The sequence below is a fragment of the Paenibacillus sp. FSL R10-2748 genome (assembly GCF_038005565.1).
GTDB lineage: Bacteria > Bacillota > Bacilli > Paenibacillales > Paenibacillaceae > Paenibacillus > Paenibacillus polymyxa_B.
Map to the genome: position 1 here is coordinate 76,436 of NZ_JBBOTK010000008.1, position 22,219 is coordinate 98,654.

Sequence of the window (22,219 nt, forward strand, 5' to 3'; positions counted from 1 at the left end):
GAATAATTGAATCCCAAATACTAAATTTTAACAACATTTATATAATAACACGCAAAATACTCATAGTGTGCATACTATTTGTAATTTTTACCTCATTGACACAATATTTTGTCTCCTTCCAGAAGTCTGACAGATAAAAATGGACAACCATTCAGCATAAGGGAACATTTTCAGTCTATTGAGCGTTTGAAAACGGACTAACGTCCAAAGTCCATTTCATTGAGATGCTCTGAAACTCATTGCGTTATGAGCCGACTGTTGGCCAAAGTCAAATTACGTAACCGGATACGTAATGATAAAGTCTATAAAAAAAGGTCTCCCCACCTGGAAGCTTCTCTAGCATCCCTTTTCAACAAGGGCCAAGAGCGCTCCAAAGTAGGGCGACCGTTATAGTTCATTCATATGCGTATCCGTGCTTATTTTGAAATGATATTAAGTTGAAGAACCCGCTGTTTTGACCTCTTCCAACATTTTATCGTTATAGCCAAACATCCAGGTCAGGACAAACGCTACAACCATAGCAGCCAAGTTCGCCAAAATGTAAAGCGGAAGCTGATGATTCATGTAGAGCAACGTGCCCGGAATGACCGTAACTGCCATACCTGTAGCCGCCAAATGGAAGACTGAAGCGATAAAACCGCCAACCGCACCACCGATGAGGCCCATGACAAAAGGCTTCATGTATCTCAGGTTGACCCCGAAAATAGCCGGCTCCGTAATCCCTAGAAAAGCAGACAACGAGGAAGGAAGTGCTAACGCTTTCAGCTTGCTATTCTTCGTTTTCAGTCCAACCGCCAGACAGGCAGCACCTTGAGCAGCCATAGCGCAGGTAATGATGGCGTTAAAGGCGTTTGCGCCGTTCTTTTCAAGCAATTGAATCTCCAAGAAATTAAATATATGATGCACACCTGTAACGACGATAATCTGATGCAAGAAACCGATGACAATCCCTGCAATACCGAAAGGTAAATCCAGCACAAACGTTGTTCCGTGCAGCACCCATTCTTCGAGTGAATGGAAAATCGGACCGATGGCAAACAATCCCAAAGTGATCATGATTAACAGTGTTAAAAACGGTGTAAGAATCAGATCTAGCGCTTCAGGCACCCGTTTGCGCAGCGCCCGCTCCAGCTTGGCTCCGATCAAGCCCACGAAGAAAGCTGGCAATACTGAGCCTTGATAGCCCACCACAGGAATGAATCCGAACATCGTCAACGGGTGAGCTGAGCCGTCCGCAACACTATAAGCGTTGGGCAAGGCCGGGTTTACCAGCATCAGACCAAGAACGATACCCAGCACTGGACTGCCACCAAATACTCTAAAGGCTGACCATGCGACTAACGCTGGCAGAAAAGCAAAGGCCGTATCCGTTAATACTTGTGTGTATAATAGAAAATTGGGTGAAATGTCCTGTGGCGTCATGCCGAGTAGAGCGAGAATTTGCGGCTGAGTGAGCAAGCCACGTAGCCCCATGAACAGCCCCGTAGCAACCAGTACAGGAATAATCGGTACAAACACATCGCCAAAGGTACGGATGGAGCGTTGGAAGACGTTTCCTTCTTTTTTCGCCTGACTCTTCACCTCTTCTTTAGATGAACCGGTTACGCCAAGCTTTTCGACCTCTTCAAAAATTCGATTTACCGTACCCGTACCAAAAATAATCTGATATTGCCCGGAATTGAAAAAAGCACCCTTGACCTTGTCGATCTCCTCAACTTTTTTCTGATCAATCTTCTCCTTGTCATGCACCATAATTCGCAAGCGCGTCGCACAATGAGCAAAAGATGCAATATTTTCTTGCCCACCGATTGCCTGGATCACTTCTTTAGCTATTTCTCTGTTTTCCGCCATGATGTTCATCCTCTCGTTCATTCCGTTATGTTTGATGATTAACGAACCACTTGATGTTTTAGCCTGCTCATGTAAAATCCCATTTTACCGCCTGGAAGAGAGCCTCTCCCTTGTCGGCAAAAAAGCGTATTTCGTCACTCTCTGGATGCGGAAAAATACGACTGGTGAACACCTCTTCCCCATCATTGACGAAAATCTCAACTGAAGACGTATCTACAAACAAATGTAGTTTGATATGATCTTTAACCCATGAACACTGCCGTACCTCACCATACGAAGTGGCTACAGGCTCACCTGATTGCGAACGGTCCAATACAAGTTTGCGGCTGACGGCATTATATTTAATCACCGTCTTCTCAGTCTCACTCGCACGGAATTCAATACCAAACACCTTAGCGCTCAAAAGATCTACCTCACAGATCAGCTCATAGGCCGTACCTGTAAATCCTTCATAGGTTTTGCTCTCTGAGAATAACGTGTCAGCTACCCGATCCTCACGATTTCTACGTAGCGTAGTTAGCTCAGGGATCGGCCGCTGCAAGAGTTTGCCCTCATGAAGCGTAAGCTCCCTTGGTAATGTCAGACAATGAGCCCATCCGTTCGGATCTGTGGGATATTCGATATCCGGCAGGCCCATCCATGCCACCATAATACGCCGCCCCTGTGGGTCAATCATCGTCTGTGGCGCATAGAAGTCAAAGCCTCTATCGAGCTCGTGGAATGCACCGTGCTCCAGTCTTCTTGTCCCGGTATCCAACGGCTTGCCGATTACATAGCCCGATTGATAAATATTGTGATTTTCATCCCCAGAAGGCTCCAAGCCCTGAGGAGAAAAGATCAAGACCCCCGCTTCGTTCAGTTCAAAATAATCTGGACATTCCCACATGTAGCCAAACGATTCCAGGCCTGTGCACAATTCTCCCTCAAACTGCCACGTACGAAGGTCGGTTGATCGGTAGAGGACGGCGCAGCCTGTTAAATTCGTTCTCTGGGCACCAATCACACAGTAAAAGCTATCGCCGTCTTTCCATAGCTTGGGATCACGAAAATGGTCTGTATACCCTTCTGGCACATTGGAAATAACGGGGTGCTCCCATTTAGTAATGTGACCATTCTCGTCCATAACAGCCATGCATTGATAAGGATGTCTGATCCAGTCTTCATCTCGTGCATTTCCCGTATACAGCATATATAACTTGCCCTCATGCTCCAGTGCGCTGCCCGAATAAGCCCCATGCGAATCAAAATAATCCCCAGGTGCGATGCCAATGCCGGCACTATTCCATGTGACCAAATCTTTCGATTTCAGATGATACCAGTATTTCATCCCATGATCCGTTCCGAGCGGAAACCACTGATAAAATAAGTGGTATTCACCTTGGTAATATGAAAAGCCATTGGGGTCATTGAGCAAACCTGTCGGTGGCTGGATATGAAACGCCTGCCGCCAGTGACATTGCTCCACTTTCTCCTCCAAGCTGGCTATTTCACCGGGCTCTGCCTGCTCGATCATTCGATACTTTTGTTCTCTTGTCATTTTCATAGGTGTACCTCATTTTTATTAAAACTTTCGCTTCAGGAACCGGTTCCAAATCAATGAAAAAAACATTCTATCGGAACCGGTTCCCATGCGATTAAAAAAATATACTCATCCATGGATTTGCAACCGATTCCATTTGTGCCCGAATGCTATGGAACCGGTTTCGAAGAAATTATAATCCACTTGTTCAGCGTTTGTCAACGCTTTCTCTTTCGATAAGGGAATAATTCATGACCGTCACTTTTTCTACCGATTTATGTTCTACCAGCCGCATAATATTTTGCGCTGCTACACGTCCAGCCTCCATATACGGATATTGAACGGTTGTCAGGGCAGGGTGAATGACCTCCGTAATATCGTATCCCCCAAAGCCAGTTACCGACAAATCCGACGGAATGACAATCCCTCTGGAATAAGCCGCATTGATTACGCCCAGCGCGATATTATCCGTAGCACACACCATTAACGATGGCTTGAAATGGTCCAAAATGGCGGATGCAGCAATCCGTGCATCGGACATTTTAAATCCGGTCTCATAGTATCTGATATCATACCCTGCTGCTCGCATCGCATCGTCCGTATGAGACTCAGCAGGCAATGCATCGCGAACAGCCTGCCTAAAGCCCTCCTTGCGCTGCACACCGACGGCAACATCCTTTTCAGTAACACCAACGTAGGCAATTTCGCGGTGTCCCTGTGACAAAACGTACGTGCCGATATCATATCCTGCACGATAGTCATCATGGATAAGGCTATGAAGCTGCTCGTGCTGCTGGCCCACCAGCAACACCGGAATACCGATGTCACGAATCGCGGTCAGATGGTCGTCTGTGATTTGAGCAGCCAGCAAAATGATACCCGAAATCTTTTGTCGGCCCAGCTCATAAATAGCTTCAATTTCACGCTGTACATCCTGGCTCGTATTAGAGATCAGCATCTGATAATGCTGAGAACGCAGCTCCTCATCAATCCCCATCAGCGTATGGGATGTCGCAAAAGAATCCAGACGCGGCACAACGGTGCCGATAATGTTGGTCCGCTTCGCCTTAAGACTCTGGGCAAAGGCATTGGGCACATACCCCGTGGCTTTAACCACTTTTTCAATTTTACGTTTCGTATCCACGCTGACAGACCCGCCGTTCAAAAAACGGGATACCGTGCTCTTGGATACACCAGCCATTTGGGCTATATCTGCAATCGTCTTATTCATGAAGTCCCCCGGAGATTTTTCATATTCATATGCTTCCAAAACGTCTCTTTTCACATAACCCTATAATACCATATGGCGGGATTGGATTGCTGTGGCTCCAGACCCATCATGCACAAAACGCCGTCCCTTCTGAAGAAGGAAACGGCGTATCATAATGAACGTAATTTTAAAAATCAAAGTTATCCGGATCTGGACCTACTCGAAGATCGGCATTTAACGCCTGAATTCGATCCATATCCTCGCGCGTCAGTTCGAAGTCAAAAATGTCGGCATTTTCGACGATCCGATGCGCCTTGGTAGACTTGGGAATGGTGACAACTCCCTGCTGCACATCCCAGCGTAAAATCACTTGCGCCACCGATTTGCCGTACTTGGTCGCTATGTCTTGCAGTACCGGATGATCGAGCAATTGGCCTTGCATTAACGGAGACCAGGCTTCCATTTGAATGTCGTTCTTTTGACAGAATTGCAACAGCTCGGCTTGGGTTAATTGTGGATGGAACTCCACCTGATTGATCATTGGCTTAATTTCAGCATCCTTCATGAGATCTTCCAAATGATGAATCTGGAAGTTGCTGACTCCAATCGCCTTAATCCGTCCTTCTTTATACAAGGATTCCAAAGCTCTCCAAGCTTCTTTATACTTTCCTTGAACTGGCCAATGAATCAGATATAGATCCAGATATTCCAGACCCAGCTTGTCCAGACTGGCTTCATAAGCTGCTCGTGTCTCTTCATAGCCTAAATCTGCATTCCACACTTTGGACGTGACGAACAGTTCTTCTCTGGACAGATTATTTTCCTGAAGGGCTTCCTGAATAGCCTGCCCTACACTGCTTTCATTCGCATAGATTGCAGCTGTATCTATACTGCGGTAGCCATGCTTTACAGCAGCCTTTATAGCATCGACCAGCTCCGAACCTTCTTCCACTTTAAATACCCCAATGCCAAACCAAGGCATGTGAACTCCATTGTTTAACAATGTTGTGCTTTGTAAGTTTTGTGTCATTTTGTATCTTCCTCTCTATTTTTTAAAAGCTTTAACCTGTAATGGTGGTTGTATCCCTTTTTTCGAGCATACGACTCCAGCCTGTGAGCAGAACCGCAACGAAAACCATAATGCTCCCGATCCAGGCCGTATGAATGAGACCGAGTGAATCCGTTACAATCCCGCCTACATAAGCTCCGATGGCTATCCCTGCGTTGAAAGCTGCAATATTAACAGCAGAGGCAACATCGACAGCTTTGGGTGCAAACCTTTCGGCCAACATGACTACATATACCTGTAGCCCGGGCACGTTCATAAACGCAAGCAATCCCATAAAGAAGATCGTAATCAGTCCTGCCGTTTTAAAAGGTGCCGTGAACAACAGGAGAAAAAGGATCACTGCTTGAATCAGAAACATGTAAAACAAAGCTGAAAGCGGCTTGCGGTTGGCTGCTTTTCCGCCAATAACATTCCCGATGGCAATCGCAATTCCATACAGCAAAAGTATAAACGTTACCGTACTTTGCTGAAATCCGGTTATGTCGTGAAGTAATGGAGATAAATAAGTAAACACCACAAATGTGCCTCCATACCCCAAAGCTGTAATGATAAATGCGAGTAGCAAGCGACCATTGGTAACCAGTTTGACCTGCTCGCGGAAAGGAGTCTTGTTCCCTTTGCGCAGCGTAGATGGCAGCAGAATCAGATTGGCGATGAGTGCCACTACACCGACGACCACAATCGCCATAAATGCAGCCCGCCAACCCCATTGCTGCCCAATGTAGGTACCCAAAGGTACACCTGTGACTGTGGCTACGGTCAACCCGGAGAACATAATGGAAATAGCACTCGCTCGCCGATCATCCGGCACAAGATCGGCCGCGATGGTGGAACCGATAGACATGAACACCCCATGGGCGAACGCTGAGATCACACGTGCAATCAGCAGCAAGGCAATTCCGCTAGAGACCGCAGCGAGGCTATTACCTGCAATAAATATAATCATGATCCACAGCAGCAACGTTTTACGGGGAACACTTGATGTTAATGAGGTCAAGACAGGTGCCCCGATGGTAACCCCTAATGCATATAGCGTTACAGTTAGTGCAGACATCGTTACAGATATATGCAAGTCTTCAGCAATCAGGGGAAGTAGTCCCACGCTGATGAACTCGGTTGTTCCAATCGCAAAGGCGCTTACGGCTAGAGCCAGTAATGGCCAGATACTTCGTTTTGATTCTGGCGACATGTTTTTCACTCCTATCTATAGAAATCTTCGACCAGCAGATGTTATTATGAGTTATTCAAGCAAATATGAACAGTACGTACTTTTTAGTGATATAGGTACTAAAAAGTACCCTAGATAAAGTTCTTTTTGATTAAAACAGGCTGTTAAGGTATGTATAACAGAAGTGATACACATGGGGGGATCTGCATTGGGGAAGAAAAAATACAACATCTCTGTTGAGGCGACGTTAGAGGTGATTGGCGGGAAATGGAAATGCGTGATTCTGTGTCATTTGACACATGGAAAGATGCGGACAAGCGAATTAAAACGGATGATGCCTTCCATAACACAAAAAATGCTGACTCAGCAGCTTCGTGAATTAGAGGAAGACGGCATTGTCAATCGGATTAGCTATAATCAGGTTCCACCCAAAGTGGAGTACGAGCTTAGTGAATATGGATGTAGTCTGAAAGGCATTTTAGATTCTCTTTGTGCTTGGGGAGAAAGACATATTATTAAAGAATACGGGGATAAGTCTGCGGTTTTGGAAGATAACATTCTGAATAAGCTGTAAAGCCAAAAAGAGCGCCTGCATACATCAGCAGGCGCTTCTCTCTCCGAATTCCAAGGGTTACGAATTGGACATCATTTTAATTTGTGAAATCGATGACCATGCGTCCTTGGATTTTGCCCTGCTCCATCTCCTCGAAGATCTCATTAATGTCTTCGATCGGACGTTTTTGTACAAGAGGGACGACTTTACCTTCTGCAGCGAACTGGAACGCTTCTTTAAGGTCTTCACGAGTGCCGACCAAGGAGCCAATAACTTGAATGCCGTCCAGAACCAGACGTGGAATGTCCAGATCCATCTTATCAGTTGGAAGACCTACAGCTACAACACGCGCGCCAGCCTTTACAACGTCGATGGCCTGGTTGAAAGGTGTTTTGGCAACAGCAGTAACCACGGTTGCGTCCAGACCAGCACCGTTTGTTAACTCCTTAGCTCGGGCGACCGGATCTTCTTTCATGCTGTTAACGATATAGTCAGCACCAATTTGTTTAGCCAGTTCTAGTTTTTCATCACTAATGTCAAAGGCTACAACTTTAGCATTGAATACATTTTTGGCATATTGCACAGCCAGGTTACCCAAGCCACCAATGCCGAAGATACCGATCCATTGTCCTGGTTTGATTTCACTTACTTTAACTGCTTTATATGTTGTAACCCCTGCGCAAGTTACACTACTTGCAGCAGCAGGGTCAAGACTATCTGGTACTTTGACCGCGTAGTCAGCTGTGACAATACATTGCTCTGCCATTGCACCGTCTACCGTATATCCGGCATTTTTAACTTCACGACACAGCGTTTCCCGCCCGGTTAGGCAATATTCGCAGTGACCGCAGCTTTCGAACATCCAGGCAATACTTACGCGATCACCAATCTTAAGACTGGTTACTCCTTCGCCTAATTCAATGATTTTTCCAATACCTTCATGCCCCAGAACTCTGCCTGTAACATCACCGAAATCTGCATTTTTTACATGTAAATCTGTGTGGCAGACTCCGCAGTATTCTACTTGGACTAACGCTTCCCCATGCTTCAGGGAGCGTAAAGGTTTCTCTTCTACACTGACTTTCTTGTCTTTTGTAACAATTGCTGCTTTCATGTAGATCTCTCCTTTAATTAGATATGGAATTATTTTGTAATATACACTTCATTATTATAGTAATTTTTGCCCAAAAAGGACAAATATAAATCTAACTTAAAGCTATTTAATCGAAAAACGCTTCTTTCTAAGTCCTTGGACCCTTGTAGGAACTTTGTACAATAATTTACAATGTAAAAAGTTTCACATACTCTATTTTGGAAGAAGGATAAAGAAACATGAAAAAAAACTGGAAAGGTTGCCTGTTCAGCATATTTGCCATTATCTTGGTCGTGTCGGTAACAGGATGCAATTCACAGCCCGCCATTTCTAGTACCACCAGCACTTCATCCTCATCGGCTAACAACGCTCATGCAGTTGTTCAGGAAGGCCCACACTGGTCCTATGCAGGAGATCGGGGACCGGAACATTGGGGAGAACTGGAAAAAGACTTTGTAGCATGTGGTAACGGCCACGAACAATCTCCTGTCAATATAGAGCATACCCATCTTGAAGCATCGCAAACGCAGCAACCTCTGCAAGTTCATTACACCAATACGAAAGCATCCATTTTAAATAATGGGCACACTGTGCAAATCAGTGTTGCCGATGCCAACAATAACATCGTGCTGGACGGTACTAAATTCACTTTAAAGCAGTTTCATTTTCATCACCCGAGCGAACACCAAATAGATGGTAAAAATGCTGAAATGGAGCTTCATTTTGTCCATCAAAGCGACAACGGAAGCACAGCAGTCTTAGGGGTCCTTATCCAAAGTGGCAAAGAAAACAAGGCTTTCAACCGCATCTGGTCCAAACTGCCGAAAGATATTTCCCAAGAAGCAGCTCTGGATGAAGAAATAAATCTCGCTACGCTGCTGCCAAAAGACCTGCACTCCGTTCGTTACAACGGATCGCTGACTACCCCGCCATGCACAGAACATGTCAATTGGACAGTGCTGGAGCAGCCTATTGAAATGTCCGCAGACCAAATCAACCAGTTTGCTGCCATTTTCCCCGATAACCATCGTCCTGTACAACAGCTGGGAACCCGGGAACTGACTGCCGATAAATAATAAAATAAAGTGCCGTAAGATGTAAGGTGCATTCTATATATAAATACAACCCAAAAGCCCCCTCTATTCATCTAGTTAGAGGGGGCTTTTGGGTATTAAATTTACTGCTCATTACAAGCGCACCAGTTCCTCCACCTTCACTGGCTGACCTGTACGCATAGAACGGTTGGCGGCGATGCCTGTTAAAATGGACCATGCACCGTCGATATGTGAGGCCGCACGATGAAACCGATCCTCTGCCGGCTTATCAAAAATATCACGCAGCATAACTGGATCTCCTCCGCCATGCCCCCCCTGGCCTTCCTCCACTTCGACCTCATAAGGTGCTGCAAAGTGGGGATAGATGGTGATGGTCTTCTCTTTTAGTGCACCCTCATCTGCCTTGCTGCCGCCGGAATTAACATAAGATTGCTCGGATACCCGAACCTCCATCCGTCCCTTTGTGCCGTTAAATACGATGATAAAGCCCTCCCAAGGCATGTAAGCATTCAGTGAATAGTTCATCACCGTCTTGTTCTGATACTTCACCATGACACTCAGCGTATCTTCAATGCTGATATTGTCGCCAAATACGCTTTGATCCCGCACATAGCCATCCTCATGCTCAGCGTCCAGATACATACTTTTTAGATGCTCGTTACGGTCCAGATGTAGCGCAAAGGGGTCATTTTCCGCTGCCTTGCTGCCGTAAGCTCGTTGATAAAAATCCGTCACGCCACGCTGCTCCGCATTTTCCCGTCCGTAAAATTTCAGATCCCCCATCGCATACACCGTCTCCGGTTTTGAGCCAAGCCAGAAGTTCATCAGATCAAAATGATGCGTCGACTTGTGCACCAGCAAACCGCCGCTATTGCGCTTGTCTCGGTGCCACCGACGGAAATAATCCGCGCCATGCTGTGTATTCAGCAGCCATTCGAAATTGACCGACAGCACCTCTCCGAGCGTTCCGTCCATGATGACCTCACGGATTTTCGTATTGTGTGGTGCATAGCGGTAGTTAAAGGTGACGCGCAGTTTCCGTCCCGTGCGATCTATGGCATCCAAAATGTCTTGGCATTTATCTTCATCCACCGTCATCGGCTTCTCGGAAATGACATCACAGCCCAGCTCCATCGCCCGGATAATATACCGATGATGCACCCGGTCAATGGTCGTGACAATGACGATATCTGGCTTCGTCTCCGCGATCATCCGATCAAACTCGTGAGCTTTATAGGTCGGAATCGGCTCATGCTCGTATTTCTCCTGCAACAGCCGATTGGCATAATCCATTCTCGTCTGATTGACGTCACAGAACGCGATCAGCTCCGAGGTATCTTTGAAAACGGTAACAACTTCACCGTAAAAAAATTCGGCTCTTCCTCCGGTACCCACAAGTGCATATTTGATTTTAGGCAATTGGTTCACACCCTTTACATGAATTGCTTTTATTTTATAGTATAAGAAAGAGCGAAATCTTCGCTTTTATTATGATTTTTCCCGTAAAGTGTACATATATTATCCTTATGCATTTTTTATTAAAGGAGACTATCGATATGATCGCTACACCCCGTTTTGCCATCGAGCAAGCACTGCGGATGGTGCCATTCAGCATGTCTGCCGACCATGTCCACCAAGCGCACGAAATCTATTATTTGCTGGCAGGAGAGCGCTACTACTACATTAATCAGCGGGTTTACGCACTCCAGAAGGGCGATCTGATTTGGATCAGCAAACATGATTTTCACCGTACGAGTAACAAGGGTAGTGGTAGCCATGAACGGATTTTGATTAACTTTGATGAAGAATTTGCAGCCTCGTCAATGAATGTCTCTCCCTCCAGCGATCAGAACCAGCTTCTTCTGCCAGAAAAAAGCTTTCTGCTTCGCCCCTCCGCGGAAGAACAATGCGAGCTGGAGCATCTATTCCGGCAAATGCTAGATGAATACCACCAAGAACATGCCTACCGCCAACTATATCTCCAAAGCTTGCTACTCCAGCTCCTTATCCGCATCCGGCGCATACAATCGGCCACTGCCGATACCATTGCACCGGAACGTAGCGAAAAGCAGCAGCGCGTGTACTCGGTCATTGCATACCTGCATGCTCATTATGACGAGAGCCTGTCGCTAGATCAGCTGGCTGAGCATTTTTATATTAGCAGCACGTATTTGTGCCGTATTTTCAAGCAGACAACAGGTTTTACTTTAGTAGAATATCTTCAGGATGTGCGGGTGCAGCAGGCTCGTGCGTATTTGAGAGAAACGAGCTGGAAAGTAACCTCCATTGCTGAAAAAACGGGCTTTGACAGCATTGCTCACTTTGGTCGTGTATTCAAGCATCTTACCGGGCACACCCCGCTACAGTACCGAAAAAAATACAAAAAGGAGTAGAGGAATGCCCCTACTCCTTAACTCCCATCAAGGTGATGCCTTCAATAATTTGCTTTTAGACAATGATGAAGATTTCGATTTAAGATATTTTTTGTAGCTTGGTAAGCGAATAGGTGCGGCCACCATCTGAAGTATAAAAATAATTGAATGGACTTAAGAACTCGCAAACCTGGAATGTGTCCAAATTAATAACGATGTAATTAGGACCATACGAAAAATCGGCTTCCCCTGTTCCAAAGGTTCTCGGAGTTTGAAGACCCGAAGGATCGGTGTAATCCATAATATGGGTTACATCTCCTTTTACATTACGATAATAGCTGTTACTATACAGCCATGACCCCTTATTGATTTCAATCAGTAATGCATTTGGAGCAGAATAGGGTGCACTACTGGAGAACGACCCCAAATATACGCCCTTTACTTCAGCTACTGAAATGCTCATATCTCTAGCGGAATACCCATTTGGGGTATACCAGGTTTCGTGGTTTTCCCAATTGAGTCCCGTTAAGATATTATCTCCGTTGCTGCGGATCGTTGAAAGATCATAATACAATACGACTCTGGAAAGGTCAGCTGTACAATTGATAATGGCAGAGGCACCCGATGGATTGGAAGCATTCCACATCAATTTATAGCTGCCTTTTTCTTCACCTGTCGCAGAACCAATTACAATCGCATATTTACCTGCCGGGATATTAATGTATGCTTGACCTCCGTTTGCTTTAACACCCCATCCAGTAGAACTGCCTAACGAGCCGTTGGCATTGACATTGTACAGAATAGCCAACAGATTTGGATTGCTGGAATCCAGCTTTAGGAATGATAGCTGCTTTGCAGTGAGAGAAACCGCGTAGCTATCAAATGAATCACTGAGAGTGCCATCTCCTACAAATACAGGTTCAGAGATACCCCATGCGCTTTGCGGTTTAACGGTTCTGCTCTGGGTTGAATCTGTGGAAATCTTTTTCGCTTCGTCCGGAGATATTTCATCTAGATTTTCAAATTTTTGAGTATCCATTGCAGAATACGGTATCGAGGACATGGATTGAATTTCTGCCTTCTTCGTCTCTTCCTTAGCCGCTTGCGACGTTGTTTCACTTGCCGCGAAAGAGGGAACTACTGAAACACTGTACATGAGCAGTATTGCCAAAATAAAACTAACACTTTTTCTGACAAATTTCATAATGTACTCCTTTCACGATTGAGATACTTATTTTCAAAAAATTAGTAAGCTTCGTTCTAGGAAGTCATCTACATGATCATCTCTAAGATGCATAACGTAAAAGTCTATATCACTCGCATTCTCCTTTCGTAGTTTTGAATATGAGTCAATCGTTTCTTCTGTTGTGTCTAGATTATTAAATAGTACAGAAGAAATTTCAATGGACTGGCGTAGATAGTATGTTGATGTCGTAAACAGCATGAAATACGAGTAAATTTCCGTCCGGACAACTAAAAGAGGGTGTCGCAAACCAGCTGTAAATTAGCTGTTTCGCGGCACCCTTCATTAATTTGGGCATGCCTTTCTGATGATAGGACTGATTACGCCAAGGGTATCAGTACGACGCTACATTTCGTTCAAAAGACTTCAAGAAAGCATACTGTATTTATAATATTCACTGCAATACATCATCTGAATATACCTCAAGCAGGTTAGTAATATAATTCCTGCTCACAGGGAGATTGGTAATCTCATGACCATTAAAAATATCGACGGAATATGGATAAGTTATTTTTACTCTGTAGATTTTAGATTTTGCAATTACATACGACCTATGTATCTGGATAAAATTTTCACAGCCTAATAACTGCATCACTTTGTTTAAGGTTCCTCTAAGATAGATTTCCTCTTTTGTTGTATGATAGATTATCGTATGATTATTCACTTCCACAAAAACTATATCACTTTGACGAACACTATTTATGGTGGACTCTGCTATGATAGTGAACACTCGCTCCGGTTTTTTTTGCTTCACTACTCTATCCAAAAATAGCGAAAGTCGCTTCTCGTCAATAGGTTTTTTCAAGAAGCCCATTGCTTCCACTAAATATCCGTCAATAGCACGAGCAGAATCAACGGTAACAAAAATGATAGGTACCCGATTGCCCATTTTTCGGATATGCTTTGCTGTAGTCATCCCATCAATATCTTCTTCACTACTTAGCGAAATATCGAGCAAAACTACGTCTATATCTATGTGAGCATTAAGATATTGAATTAATTTCTGGGACGAATAAAAATCAGCACATTGCAGCTCTATATTTTTATTTAAAGCCCACCGAGATATAGACGCTTTTAACGCATCGCGCCAATAACATTCGTCTTCACAAATTACGACCTTCACGGCATACCACTTCCTTCATTTGTACAGTTAAGATACAAGTGTTGAAAATTTATGGTCGGTGGCTACAGCCTGCGGCGCTTTACCGAATTGCTTGATATGTGATTCTATGACGGGGACGGGCAATTCATCTTCAGACGGGTTTCCTTCATAATACGGCGTAGCACGAGACGACTTATTTGGAATCTTTTTTCCCTCGACAACAACAACTTCTACATGGGCGACTCGAATTCCTTGCTTGTTTTTAAGGCGAAACTCTGACTTTTTAAGGGGTAACTAATCAGAACCTGGAAAACAATTTTTAACAAAAGCTTAACAGACCCAGAAGCTGGGGGCCAATGAAAAGGCAGCCCCACAGCGCTTGATGCTTTTTCTGCATCTTGTCACCTTCCTCCCCGGTCACAGCCCATCCCGTGCCTACTTGACCGCCTTGGATATGATCTGATTCAACTTTTCAATGGTTGCCGCAGCATCCTGCTTGCCCAGGAACATCAGGTCGATGGTTTCCGTGATATCCGAGTTCAACCCCGGCACCTGAGCATCATAGGCCAGTGCAGATCCATGAGCATGCCCTATGTTACATCCTTCAGTCAAATAGCTTGAATGCTCAATTGTCGCCTTTTTCTTAATGCTCTCATCTGCCGCAGCAAGTGTACCCATGGCATTCCCGCCTTCAACTAGCCGCGCCTCCTGCCCCTTCACAGAGACGTAGAATGCTGCCAGCTTCATGGCCTCTTGCACATGCGGACTATTTTTGTTTACAGCTACATAGGCAACCGGAATGGCGACGGGCTCATTCTTACCGGTATTGGATGGCCAGTAGATATAATCGAAGTCGAGGCTTTTATTTTGACTAAACAAGGGCTCCAGCCATCTTCCCGCCGCCAGCATGCCGACTTGATTGGACATGAACATCGCGTCAGCCCCTTGCCCTTTGGGAAGCGAGCCGAGATATACCGCATTTCCCTTTTTCACCATATCGTACATAAAACTGAAGGCTTCCTTGCCCTTTTCATTGTGGTCCAGCACATATTTGCCTTGTTCATCAAAGATCTGACCGCCATTCGACCACACCCATGAATACCAGTGAGCCCACCAGTTTTCCGCAATATAACCCTGCTTTCCAGCTGCCTTCAGCTTGGATGTAACCTCCTCAAAAGCATCCCAGTTCCACTTGCCTTCGTCATAGTATTCTTGCGGCGTCTTCACGCCTGCTTCCTTAAATACCTTTTTGTTGTAATACATGACCATCGGGTTGGAGTCGGGAGTGACCCCATAGATTTCCCCGTCACGCTTTGCCGGTCCCCACAATCCTTCCGGAAAATCCTCAGCCTTCACATCACTCGCATCACTATTTAAAAACTCACCCAAAGGCTGCACCTGCTTCGCCCCGATCAAACGCGCAATCGTCGGTTCATACGCATAAAACACATCCGGTCCGCGACTTTCCTGAAGCTGTGTCAGCAGCTTTTGCTCATATTGGTCTCCCGGCACAGGCACCAGCTTAACCTCGATATATAGGTTTTCCTTTTCAAATGCATCCAGCGCCCGCTGATACACCTTCACCTCCGCAGGATTACCCCAAGCCAGCATCGTAAGCCGCACTTTTTGCCCGTCTGTGTTCTTTATTTTGGGAGAGGTACTGCATGCCGCTGCAAGCAAAAACAGAACGCTGAGGAAAAATCCAATCTTTATCCAGCTCATGTAATTGTCCACCTTAACCGCCTCCTGTAGCTTCACTTGGTTGTATGTCTTCTTTTTTTGAAACGCTTACAAAACTTTCCCTATCATCATATGTAGGAGGGCGAGACACGATATCCCCATTTTCATTTCTATATAAAATTTATTGTTCTCGACGAGATCTGCATATCAATGTTGCTGTAAAACGAACAAGGCAGCCTTTGAAGCAAGGCTGCCTTGAATATGCTAATAAGCTACAAAGCGGACAACGCTCCCTCAGGTTGCTCCGCTCTGACAAGCAAAGCTGCTTGGGCAGCGGCAATGCGGGCAAATGGCACCCGGTACGGTGAGCAACTGACATAGTCCAGTCCGCTGCGGTGACAAAAGAGAATAGACTCACTATCCCCGCCATGCTCGCCGCAGATACCTGTCTCCAGAAAAGGCTTTTTTGCCCTGCCTTTGACAACAGCCCATTCGATCAGCTTGCCTACGCCATCCTGATCCAACACCTGAAAAGGGTTCGTTTCCAGTATGTTTTTTTCCATATAGGAGCCGAGGAATTTACCTTCAGCATCATCTCGACTGTAACCAAAGGTCATTTGCGTCAGATCATTGGTTCCAAAGGAGAAAAAGTCCGCGTACTGGGCCACGCTATCTGCCAGCAGGGCTGCTCTTGGAACCTCAATCATGGTGCCCACCCGATACTTGAACCACTTAAATTCCTCGCTAAGCACCTGAACGGCTACCTTATCAACCAGTTCCCTCATTTGCTTGAGTTCATTGGAGTGACCGACCAGCGGAATCATAATCCCCGGTCTCACATCCACGCCCCTGCGTAGTGCCGCTTCCGCGGCCTTAAAGATCGCTTCAATCTGCATGTCGTATATCTCTGGAAACAGAATGCCCAGCCGAACACCGCGCAGACCCAGCATAGGGTTAATTTCCCGTAGTTCATGAACCTTGGAGATAGTGCTTTTAAGACGCTGGAGCTCCTCCGCATGGCCGCCGGAAAGCACAAGCTCCCGATGTCGCTCCTGAAGCTGTTCCAGATTCGGCAGGAACTCATGTAACGGCGGGTCCAGCAGGCGAATCGTCATCGGTAAACCGTCCATCGCACTGAACATAGCCTCAAAGTCAAATTGTTGCATTTGGAGCAGACGATTCAAATGAAGAATCCGCTCCTCCTGATCATCGGCCAAAATCATCGCCTGAACGATAGGTAGACGATTGCCAGAGAAAAACATATGCTCCGTCCGACATAGCCCGATGCCTTCGGCTCCAAATTCACGGGCTTTGACTGCGTCGAGTGGCGTATCCGCATTAGTGTAGACCTTTAACGTCCGAATGCCGTCCGCAATCTCCAGCAGCTTCAGTAACTCCGGTGTAATAACCGGCTCATTGAGCGACAGACTGCCTTGGTACACCTGTCCGGTGGTCGAATCGAGTGAAATATCCTCCCCTTCCTGAAAGGTCAGGGTACCGATACTGACGCCCCGACTGCTCAGATCAATGCTCAGCGCGTCACAGCCGCAAATGCAGGGTTTACCCATGCCCCTTGCAACCACAGCAGCATGGCTGGTCATCCCACCTCGACTCGTCAGCACCCCTTCGGCGGCAATGATTCCGTGAACATCATCGGGTGAGGTCTCCACACTGACCAGGATGACTTTTTGCCCATCCTTAGTCCAGTTCACTGCCGTATCCGCGTCGAATACAATACGCCCACTCGCTGCGCCAGGCGAGGCTGGCAAACCTTGGGTAATTGCCTCCAGCGGTGTGGAAGTATCAATGGAGCGATGCAGCAGCTGGTCCATGTGGGACGGTTCGATCCGCTGGATAGCCTCCTCTTTGCTGATAATCCCTTCCTCCACCAGATCCACAGCTATTTTTACAGCCGCCTGCGCCGTTCTTTTGCCGCTGCGCGTCTGTAGCAGATACAAATTGCCTTTTTCAATCGTAAATTCGATATCCTGCATATCCCGGTAATGACACTCCAGCAATGAGGCCAGCTCTTCCAGACGATCATAGACTAGCGGCAGCTCTTCCAAAAGTTGTGGAATAGGGTTAGGCGTTCTTATTCCTGCCACGACGTCCTCTCCCTGAGCATTTACCATATACTCACCGTACAGTTCCTTCACACCTGTGGAGGGATTGCGAGTGAAGAGCACTCCGGTTCCGCTATCGTTGCCGAGATTGCCAAACACCATGGCCTGAATGCTCACTGCTGTTCCTTGTTCATCTGGAATGCCGAAAGCCTTCCGGTAAACCTTGGCACGCATATTGTTCCAACTGCGGAATACAGCCTCCACCGCCAGTTGCAGTTGCTGATACACATCCTGTGGAAACGGCTGTCCACTCCGCTCTGCGACAAGATCTTTATAATTTGCGATCAGTTCCTTCCATTCTCCTGCGCTAACCTCTTGGTCACTGACACGCCCGTTGGTTTGCTTGCTCTGCTCCTGAAGCTGATTAAAATGGATGGAGTCTATCCCTAGCACGACCTCGCCGAACATTTGAATAAATCTGCGGTAACAGTCATAGGCGAAGGTTTCATTTCTCGACTGTTCTGCCAATCCACGCACGGTTTCATCATTCAGACCCAGATTCAGAATCGTATCCATCATACCGGGCATTGAGGTTACCGAGCCTGAACGGACAGATACCAGCAAAGGCCGCTCCGTATCTCCGAATATAGCCGACTGCGCTTCCTCAATGTCGTGCAGGGCGATTACGATCTCCCCCAATAAGCCCTCCGGAAGCTTGCCGCCTGAAGCAAAGTAGGCTCGGCACGCCTCGGTGGTCACCGTGAAGCCGGGAGGGATCGGGAGACCCAGTGTCGTCATTTCCGCGAGATTAGCGCCTTTTCCTCCTAGTAGCGCTTTCATCCCCAACTTACCTTCGTTAAATGAGTACACTCTTTTCAGCATTAAATTCATTCCCTCCACTTATCGAGATACATGCCTGAATTAATCTATATGTCTATTTAAAGTTGTAACACAAATCAGGAGGAAATTTCAATATATATGACGTAATATATACCTATAACATTCATTTATGATGTTTTAATTAATGAATAAACTTATTTATAAAACACTTTAATTCGGAATTAGACGTATATCGGGATAGAATGACACGACTTAAAAAAACAAAAAGGACATCTGTTTAGACGTCCCTTTGCTCAGCTCAGATTTTATTTTTCTACATCTCTGTTAGCATCTTTTCAAAAATATTATAGCCGTTCGTTTCGCCTATATACGTATAACCGCATTGTCTGTAAAACTCGCTAAGCTTGTCATTGCCCGCAATACAGTCTAAACGGATTCGATCCTTGCCTGTGAAGTGGATGCCTTGTTCAATCCATTGCATCAGCTCACGGCCTAGCCCCTTCCCGGTGCTATCGCGATCCACAACCAAACGATGCAGATATACTGAGGTTCCTCCTTCAGAATCCGTTTCGTCTAGTCCCCACAACTTACGGTCCCATGCACTGGGCTGCTGCTGCAAGATCACTGCGCCTGCCAGGCTATGGTCCTCCGATGCTCGGAAAATAACCACTTCTCCGCGTGCAATAGCGCCGCCCAAGTTGTGATCATCTTTTCCTTTAAGTAAGTTGCCCCATTGCGTGGAGCCTTTGCTGTGCAGCCATCTGGCCGTCTTTAAAATTAACTCCTGAACCTCAGCCTGATCTTCAGTGCTTGCCTGAAAAGCCATTAATTCTGGTGTGACGGATGATTTGACAATAGTCATTGATGTCATGCTGCACCTCAACTCTCAAATTTTCCTTATGTATAAAATATAGCATAAAAAATGAGCGTCTGACTTCACCTGTTCTTTTTTGCAACAGCGGTTCCTTCCGCTTGCCAGACATGATTCTTTTTGCTCCTGCTCGTCATCCATACCAGCATACACTTGGTCTTCTAGTAGCTTCCCATATCGCCCATACCCTTCACAGAATTTTAGAGGCTCTCTATAAGGAAATTTCAAATAGTTCCAAAATAATTCAAAATTTTATTATATTCGCCAAAAAAAGAAAATTGATTCTACAAATTGGTTGTTATATTGATTTTGAGAACTCCTACCTTATATGTACGTATTTGAACAAGGGGAGGAAATTTTGATGGGTGCTATCGAAGATTACCGACGCGAGCTTTATAGAATTGCTTGGAGAATGCAGTATCATACAAAACGCAATCGGAAACGTGAAATTTCTTTAGAATCCAAGCCTAATCTCTTTCAAACCTCGTTTTCGGAAGAGTCTGATAACAAAATAATGATGCAATCATATATTAATAGACTAAGGTCTGAGGTAGGCAAAAAGGTCATCTATGAAATTTACATAAACGATAAAACGGAAGGCCAAGTTGCCAAGGAACTACATATTACACAACAGGCGGTGAACAAATGGAAAAAGAAGGCACTTCACGATTTATGTCAGATGATGAGTTTATGAAATTAGTAGAACTTGCCCAAACCAAATCCGATGTAGAGGCTATGAATGCAATTTTTCAATATTTCGATCCAGATATTAAACGATTAAGTAAATTTATCCGTATGCCAAAAGAAGATGCCATCCAGAGTATGAAAACCGAACTTCTTGAGTTTATCATGAAAAAATAAGAGTCCTTGGCGATAAGCTGCTTCCGGTTACTCTACTGGAGGCAGCTTATTTAGCTTTTGCTGTGGTTGAGGTCTGTTGTAAAATAAATCCAACACACTCCTCAACTCTTATTTTTCCTTGCCCATATTTCGGATATTATATTGGATAAACCAGCGGGGTATTCCAATATATATTCTAAGGGGCTCAGAAGGGGAATTTCTTTATCCAGAAAAAAATGCATGTTCAGGTTGTGTAGTTACAGCCCCCAACTCCTACATATGTGTAGGGGATAATCGGAGCAAAGCACATGAATAAGAGAAGATTCATGTCTTCGTAATTTTCACGATTTGGTTGTAATTCACAGCCTTAAATCACCTACATAAGTGAATGAGAATTGAAGACTGATATCAAATAAATGTGGAGCCATTTAGATGTCAGCGACTCCATCAATTCCTCACAAAAAATCAGGAGGTTGATATATTATGGCAAGATCACGAGAGTATGCAGCAACAGTAACGGCAAGTCCGTATCAATTACTAAAAATGAGTGAAGCACAACGTGTCGCATTAGAGAGCGGTAATTTCAGAGGTGGTTCTGCCAACACAGCTGCAATCGTAGCAGGGCTGACAGGAATAACAGCTACGGTTCTGGGGCTGGTCTTCGTTGCAAGTACACCAGTAGGGGTAGCAATGGGAATTGCTTCCCTCGCCTCTACGCTATTTGCCTCAGGCACGGGTTCGACAGTCGAAAATGTCATTAGCGACGGTATTGCGGGCATTGATAAAATCAACACTCAAATTGCCCTTTACGGTGGAAGATACGATCTTTATCAGATTAAATTCCCGTTCCTTGAGTACACTCTACAAGACGGTACCGTTATCCGTTTTATTTCGGGTAATGGCGTTGTGCAAAAAGCACACTCCGGAAATGGATGGGAAGTTTTCTAAGACTGATTCCTAAATAACTGAGAAAAAGGTCGGTTGAGTTTGACAACCGACCTTTTTTCATACAAACTAACTACTCCTTCTGGAAAAGTTTATCGATTGAATTTTTGAACGAGTGGTAGTCGAATTCGTTTGTTATCATATATTCCTGCCTATAATTTTTTTCCTGATTAAAGATAGATACTAACTTATTATTCTTAAATGTAATTTCATACTTCAATGTTGAATCCTGATTGCTTTTCGGGCGGATGATAATAGTATAGTAAAAAGGAACTTTATCCCCGTTATTCATTCCGCTTGTTTTTTTAAGCTCAATGCCAGATAATTGATCCAAAATTGCTTTAACTCCACTCTTTTCCATCACATGCACGTTATAATCGACTGGTTCATTAGTAATTTTAGTGTGCGTTCTTATAATCTGAAGATAGACATTATCCATATCGACCTGATCCAACACAGCTTTTTGAATAGAGGTATTTAAATTCAAAAAATAATAAGTGCCATAAATGCCCCATGCTAGTACTAAAACAATAACAACTGCAATCTTAATAGTTCGATTCTTCATCAATTCACTTCCTTATTTTTTAGTATGATTTCTTTAAAAAGTATAAAATGAGAAAATAGGATTCTCCGATTAAAAAAAGCAACTTATGCATCCATGTTTCTTGTGACATAAATAAAAACAGAACAATTTCGACTGAAATCATAACCATAATCACTTCTACAATCGTATCGGTTACATTAC

At 45.0% G+C, this 22,219-nt stretch carries 19 protein-coding genes; 6 read left to right on the plus strand and 13 right to left on the minus strand.

The genetic code is table 11. The annotated features are described in order from the left end of the window. Positions 1-432: 432 nt before the first annotated feature. From NSS66_RS21310 to NSS66_RS21330, 5 genes are all read right to left on the minus strand, one after another. The gene (locus NSS66_RS21310; protein ID WP_023986594.1) at positions 433-1,851 is read right to left on the minus strand and encodes a sucrose-specific PTS transporter subunit IIBC; all 1,419 of its coding nucleotides are present in this window, start codon (positions 1,849-1,851) and stop codon (positions 433-435) included. 67 nt (positions 1,852-1,918) lie between these two features. Beyond that, positions 1,919-3,394: a glycoside hydrolase family 32 protein gene (locus NSS66_RS21315; protein ID WP_340959717.1), complete on the minus strand. Its 1,476-nt coding sequence runs from the start codon at positions 3,392-3,394 to the stop codon at positions 1,919-1,921. A gap of 184 nt (positions 3,395-3,578) precedes the next feature. After that, positions 3,579-4,601: a LacI family DNA-binding transcriptional regulator gene (locus NSS66_RS21320; RefSeq protein ID WP_023986592.1), complete on the minus strand. Its 1,023-nt coding sequence runs from the start codon at positions 4,599-4,601 to the stop codon at positions 3,579-3,581. Positions 4,602-4,767: 166 nt separating this feature from the next. After that, positions 4,768-5,610: an aldo/keto reductase gene (locus tag NSS66_RS21325; RefSeq protein WP_340959718.1), complete on the minus strand. Its 843-nt coding sequence runs from the start codon at positions 5,608-5,610 to the stop codon at positions 4,768-4,770. A gap of 31 nt (positions 5,611-5,641) precedes the next feature. After that, positions 5,642-6,838, minus strand: coding sequence for an MFS transporter (locus NSS66_RS21330; protein ID WP_023986590.1), 1,197 nt, complete (start codon positions 6,836-6,838; stop codon positions 5,642-5,644). Between the two features lie 187 nt (positions 6,839-7,025). On the opposite strand from NSS66_RS21330, the gene NSS66_RS21335 reads away from it, so the two are divergent. After that, on the plus strand, positions 7,026-7,391 hold the full coding sequence (locus NSS66_RS21335; protein ID WP_013308345.1) for a winged helix-turn-helix transcriptional regulator: 366 nt from the start codon (positions 7,026-7,028) through the stop codon (positions 7,389-7,391). 76 nt (positions 7,392-7,467) lie between these two features. Here NSS66_RS21335 and adhP read toward each other — a convergent pair whose 3' ends face one another. Further along, complete coding sequence (gene adhP, locus NSS66_RS21340) at positions 7,468-8,484, minus strand: alcohol dehydrogenase AdhP (protein WP_209940812.1); 1,017 nt, start codon at positions 8,482-8,484, stop codon at positions 7,468-7,470. A gap of 218 nt (positions 8,485-8,702) precedes the next feature. On the opposite strand from adhP, the gene NSS66_RS21345 reads away from it, so the two are divergent. After that, positions 8,703-9,539 carry a carbonic anhydrase gene (locus NSS66_RS21345; protein ID WP_340959720.1) on the plus strand — a complete coding sequence of 279 codons (837 nt, stop codon included), beginning with the start codon at positions 8,703-8,705 and terminating at the stop codon, positions 9,537-9,539. Between the two features lie 111 nt (positions 9,540-9,650). On the opposite strand, the gene NSS66_RS21350 is transcribed toward NSS66_RS21345, so the two are convergent. After that, positions 9,651-10,937 carry a Gfo/Idh/MocA family protein gene (locus tag NSS66_RS21350; protein ID WP_028541935.1) on the minus strand — a complete coding sequence of 429 codons (1,287 nt, stop codon included), beginning with the start codon at positions 10,935-10,937 and terminating at the stop codon, positions 9,651-9,653. Positions 10,938-11,074: 137 nt separating this feature from the next. Between NSS66_RS21350 and NSS66_RS21355 the strand changes: the two genes are divergently transcribed. Beyond that, complete coding sequence (locus NSS66_RS21355) at positions 11,075-11,911, plus strand: helix-turn-helix transcriptional regulator (protein ID WP_340959721.1); 837 nt, start codon at positions 11,075-11,077, stop codon at positions 11,909-11,911. 79 nt (positions 11,912-11,990) lie between these two features. Here NSS66_RS21355 and NSS66_RS21360 read toward each other — a convergent pair whose 3' ends face one another. The 5 genes from NSS66_RS21360 to NSS66_RS21380 all read right to left on the minus strand — a co-directional run bounded on the left by NSS66_RS21360 (position 11,991) and on the right by NSS66_RS21380 (position 19,689). After that, on the minus strand, positions 11,991-13,094 hold the full coding sequence (locus NSS66_RS21360) for a hypothetical protein (RefSeq protein WP_023986585.1): 1,104 nt from the start codon (positions 13,092-13,094) through the stop codon (positions 11,991-11,993). Positions 13,095-13,527: 433 nt separating this feature from the next. Then, complete coding sequence (locus NSS66_RS21365) at positions 13,528-14,256, minus strand: LytR/AlgR family response regulator transcription factor (RefSeq protein ID WP_023986584.1); 729 nt, start codon at positions 14,254-14,256, stop codon at positions 13,528-13,530. A gap of 414 nt (positions 14,257-14,670) precedes the next feature. After that, entirely contained in the window at positions 14,671-15,969 is a 1,299-nt protein-coding gene (locus NSS66_RS21370) for an ABC transporter substrate-binding protein (RefSeq protein WP_340959723.1), read from the minus strand. 218 nt (positions 15,970-16,187) lie between these two features. Continuing rightward, positions 16,188-18,860 (minus strand): pyruvate, phosphate dikinase, encoded by a 2,673-nt coding sequence (ppdK, locus tag NSS66_RS21375; RefSeq protein ID WP_340959724.1) that lies wholly within the window; start codon positions 18,858-18,860, stop codon positions 16,188-16,190. Between the two features lie 271 nt (positions 18,861-19,131). Continuing rightward, on the minus strand, positions 19,132-19,689 hold the full coding sequence (locus tag NSS66_RS21380; protein ID WP_023986581.1) for a GNAT family N-acetyltransferase: 558 nt from the start codon (positions 19,687-19,689) through the stop codon (positions 19,132-19,134). Positions 19,690-20,050: 361 nt separating this feature from the next. Between NSS66_RS21380 and NSS66_RS21385 the strand changes: the two genes are divergently transcribed. The 3 genes from NSS66_RS21385 (at position 20,051) to NSS66_RS21395 (ending at position 21,477) form a co-directional block, all read left to right on the plus strand. Continuing rightward, positions 20,051-20,383 (plus strand): hypothetical protein, encoded by a 333-nt coding sequence (locus NSS66_RS21385; RefSeq protein ID WP_039275274.1) that lies wholly within the window; start codon positions 20,051-20,053, stop codon positions 20,381-20,383. Further along, positions 20,335-20,550 (plus strand): helix-turn-helix domain-containing protein, encoded by a 216-nt coding sequence (locus tag NSS66_RS21390; RefSeq protein WP_235322353.1) that lies wholly within the window; start codon positions 20,335-20,337, stop codon positions 20,548-20,550. The genes NSS66_RS21385 and NSS66_RS21390 overlap by 49 nt, the downstream gene beginning before the upstream one ends. Positions 20,551-21,012: 462 nt before the next feature. Continuing rightward, on the plus strand, positions 21,013-21,477 hold the full coding sequence (locus tag NSS66_RS21395; protein WP_023986578.1) for a hypothetical protein: 465 nt from the start codon (positions 21,013-21,015) through the stop codon (positions 21,475-21,477). A gap of 70 nt (positions 21,478-21,547) precedes the next feature. Here the strand turns inward: NSS66_RS21395 and NSS66_RS21400 are convergent, their stop codons facing one another. Beyond that, the gene (locus NSS66_RS21400; RefSeq protein WP_023986577.1) at positions 21,548-22,039 is read right to left on the minus strand and encodes a hypothetical protein; all 492 of its coding nucleotides are present in this window, start codon (positions 22,037-22,039) and stop codon (positions 21,548-21,550) included. Positions 22,040-22,219 lie beyond the last annotated feature (180 nt).

What these genes read in the sequence shown, in the direction of transcription:
- NSS66_RS21310 (WP_023986594.1), bottom strand. Translation starts at nt 1,851, where the DNA reads ATGGCGGAAAACAGAGAAATAGCTAAAGAAGTGATCCAGGCAATCGGT.
- NSS66_RS21315 (WP_340959717.1), bottom strand. Translation starts at nt 3,394, where the DNA reads ATGAAAATGACAAGAGAACAAAAGTATCGAATGATCGAGCAGGCAGAG.
- NSS66_RS21320 (WP_023986592.1), bottom strand. Translation starts at nt 4,601, where the DNA reads ATGAATAAGACGATTGCAGATATAGCCCAAATGGCTGGTGTATCCAAG.
- NSS66_RS21325 (WP_340959718.1), bottom strand. Translation starts at nt 5,610, where the DNA reads ATGACACAAAACTTACAAAGCACAACATTGTTAAACAATGGAGTTCAC.
- NSS66_RS21330 (WP_023986590.1), bottom strand. Translation starts at nt 6,838, where the DNA reads ATGTCGCCAGAATCAAAACGAAGTATCTGGCCATTACTGGCTCTAGCC.
- adhP (WP_209940812.1), bottom strand. Translation starts at nt 8,484, where the DNA reads ATGAAAGCAGCAATTGTTACAAAAGACAAGAAAGTCAGTGTAGAAGAG.
- NSS66_RS21345 (WP_340959720.1), top strand. Translation starts at nt 8,703, where the DNA reads ATGAAAAAAAACTGGAAAGGTTGCCTGTTCAGCATATTTGCCATTATC.
- NSS66_RS21355 (WP_340959721.1), top strand. Translation starts at nt 11,075, where the DNA reads ATGATCGCTACACCCCGTTTTGCCATCGAGCAAGCACTGCGGATGGTG.
- NSS66_RS21360 (WP_023986585.1), bottom strand. Translation starts at nt 13,094, where the DNA reads ATGAAATTTGTCAGAAAAAGTGTTAGTTTTATTTTGGCAATACTGCTC.
- ppdK (WP_340959724.1), bottom strand. Translation starts at nt 18,860, where the DNA reads ATGCTGAAAAGAGTGTACTCATTTAACGAAGGTAAGTTGGGGATGAAA.
- NSS66_RS21380 (WP_023986581.1), bottom strand. Translation starts at nt 19,689, where the DNA reads ATGACATCAATGACTATTGTCAAATCATCCGTCACACCAGAATTAATG.
- NSS66_RS21385 (WP_039275274.1), top strand. Translation starts at nt 20,051, where the DNA reads ATGGGTGCTATCGAAGATTACCGACGCGAGCTTTATAGAATTGCTTGG.
- NSS66_RS21390 (WP_235322353.1), top strand. Translation starts at nt 20,335, where the DNA reads ATGGAAAAAGAAGGCACTTCACGATTTATGTCAGATGATGAGTTTATG.
- NSS66_RS21395 (WP_023986578.1), top strand. Translation starts at nt 21,013, where the DNA reads ATGGCAAGATCACGAGAGTATGCAGCAACAGTAACGGCAAGTCCGTAT.
- NSS66_RS21400 (WP_023986577.1), bottom strand. Translation starts at nt 22,039, where the DNA reads ATGAAGAATCGAACTATTAAGATTGCAGTTGTTATTGTTTTAGTACTA.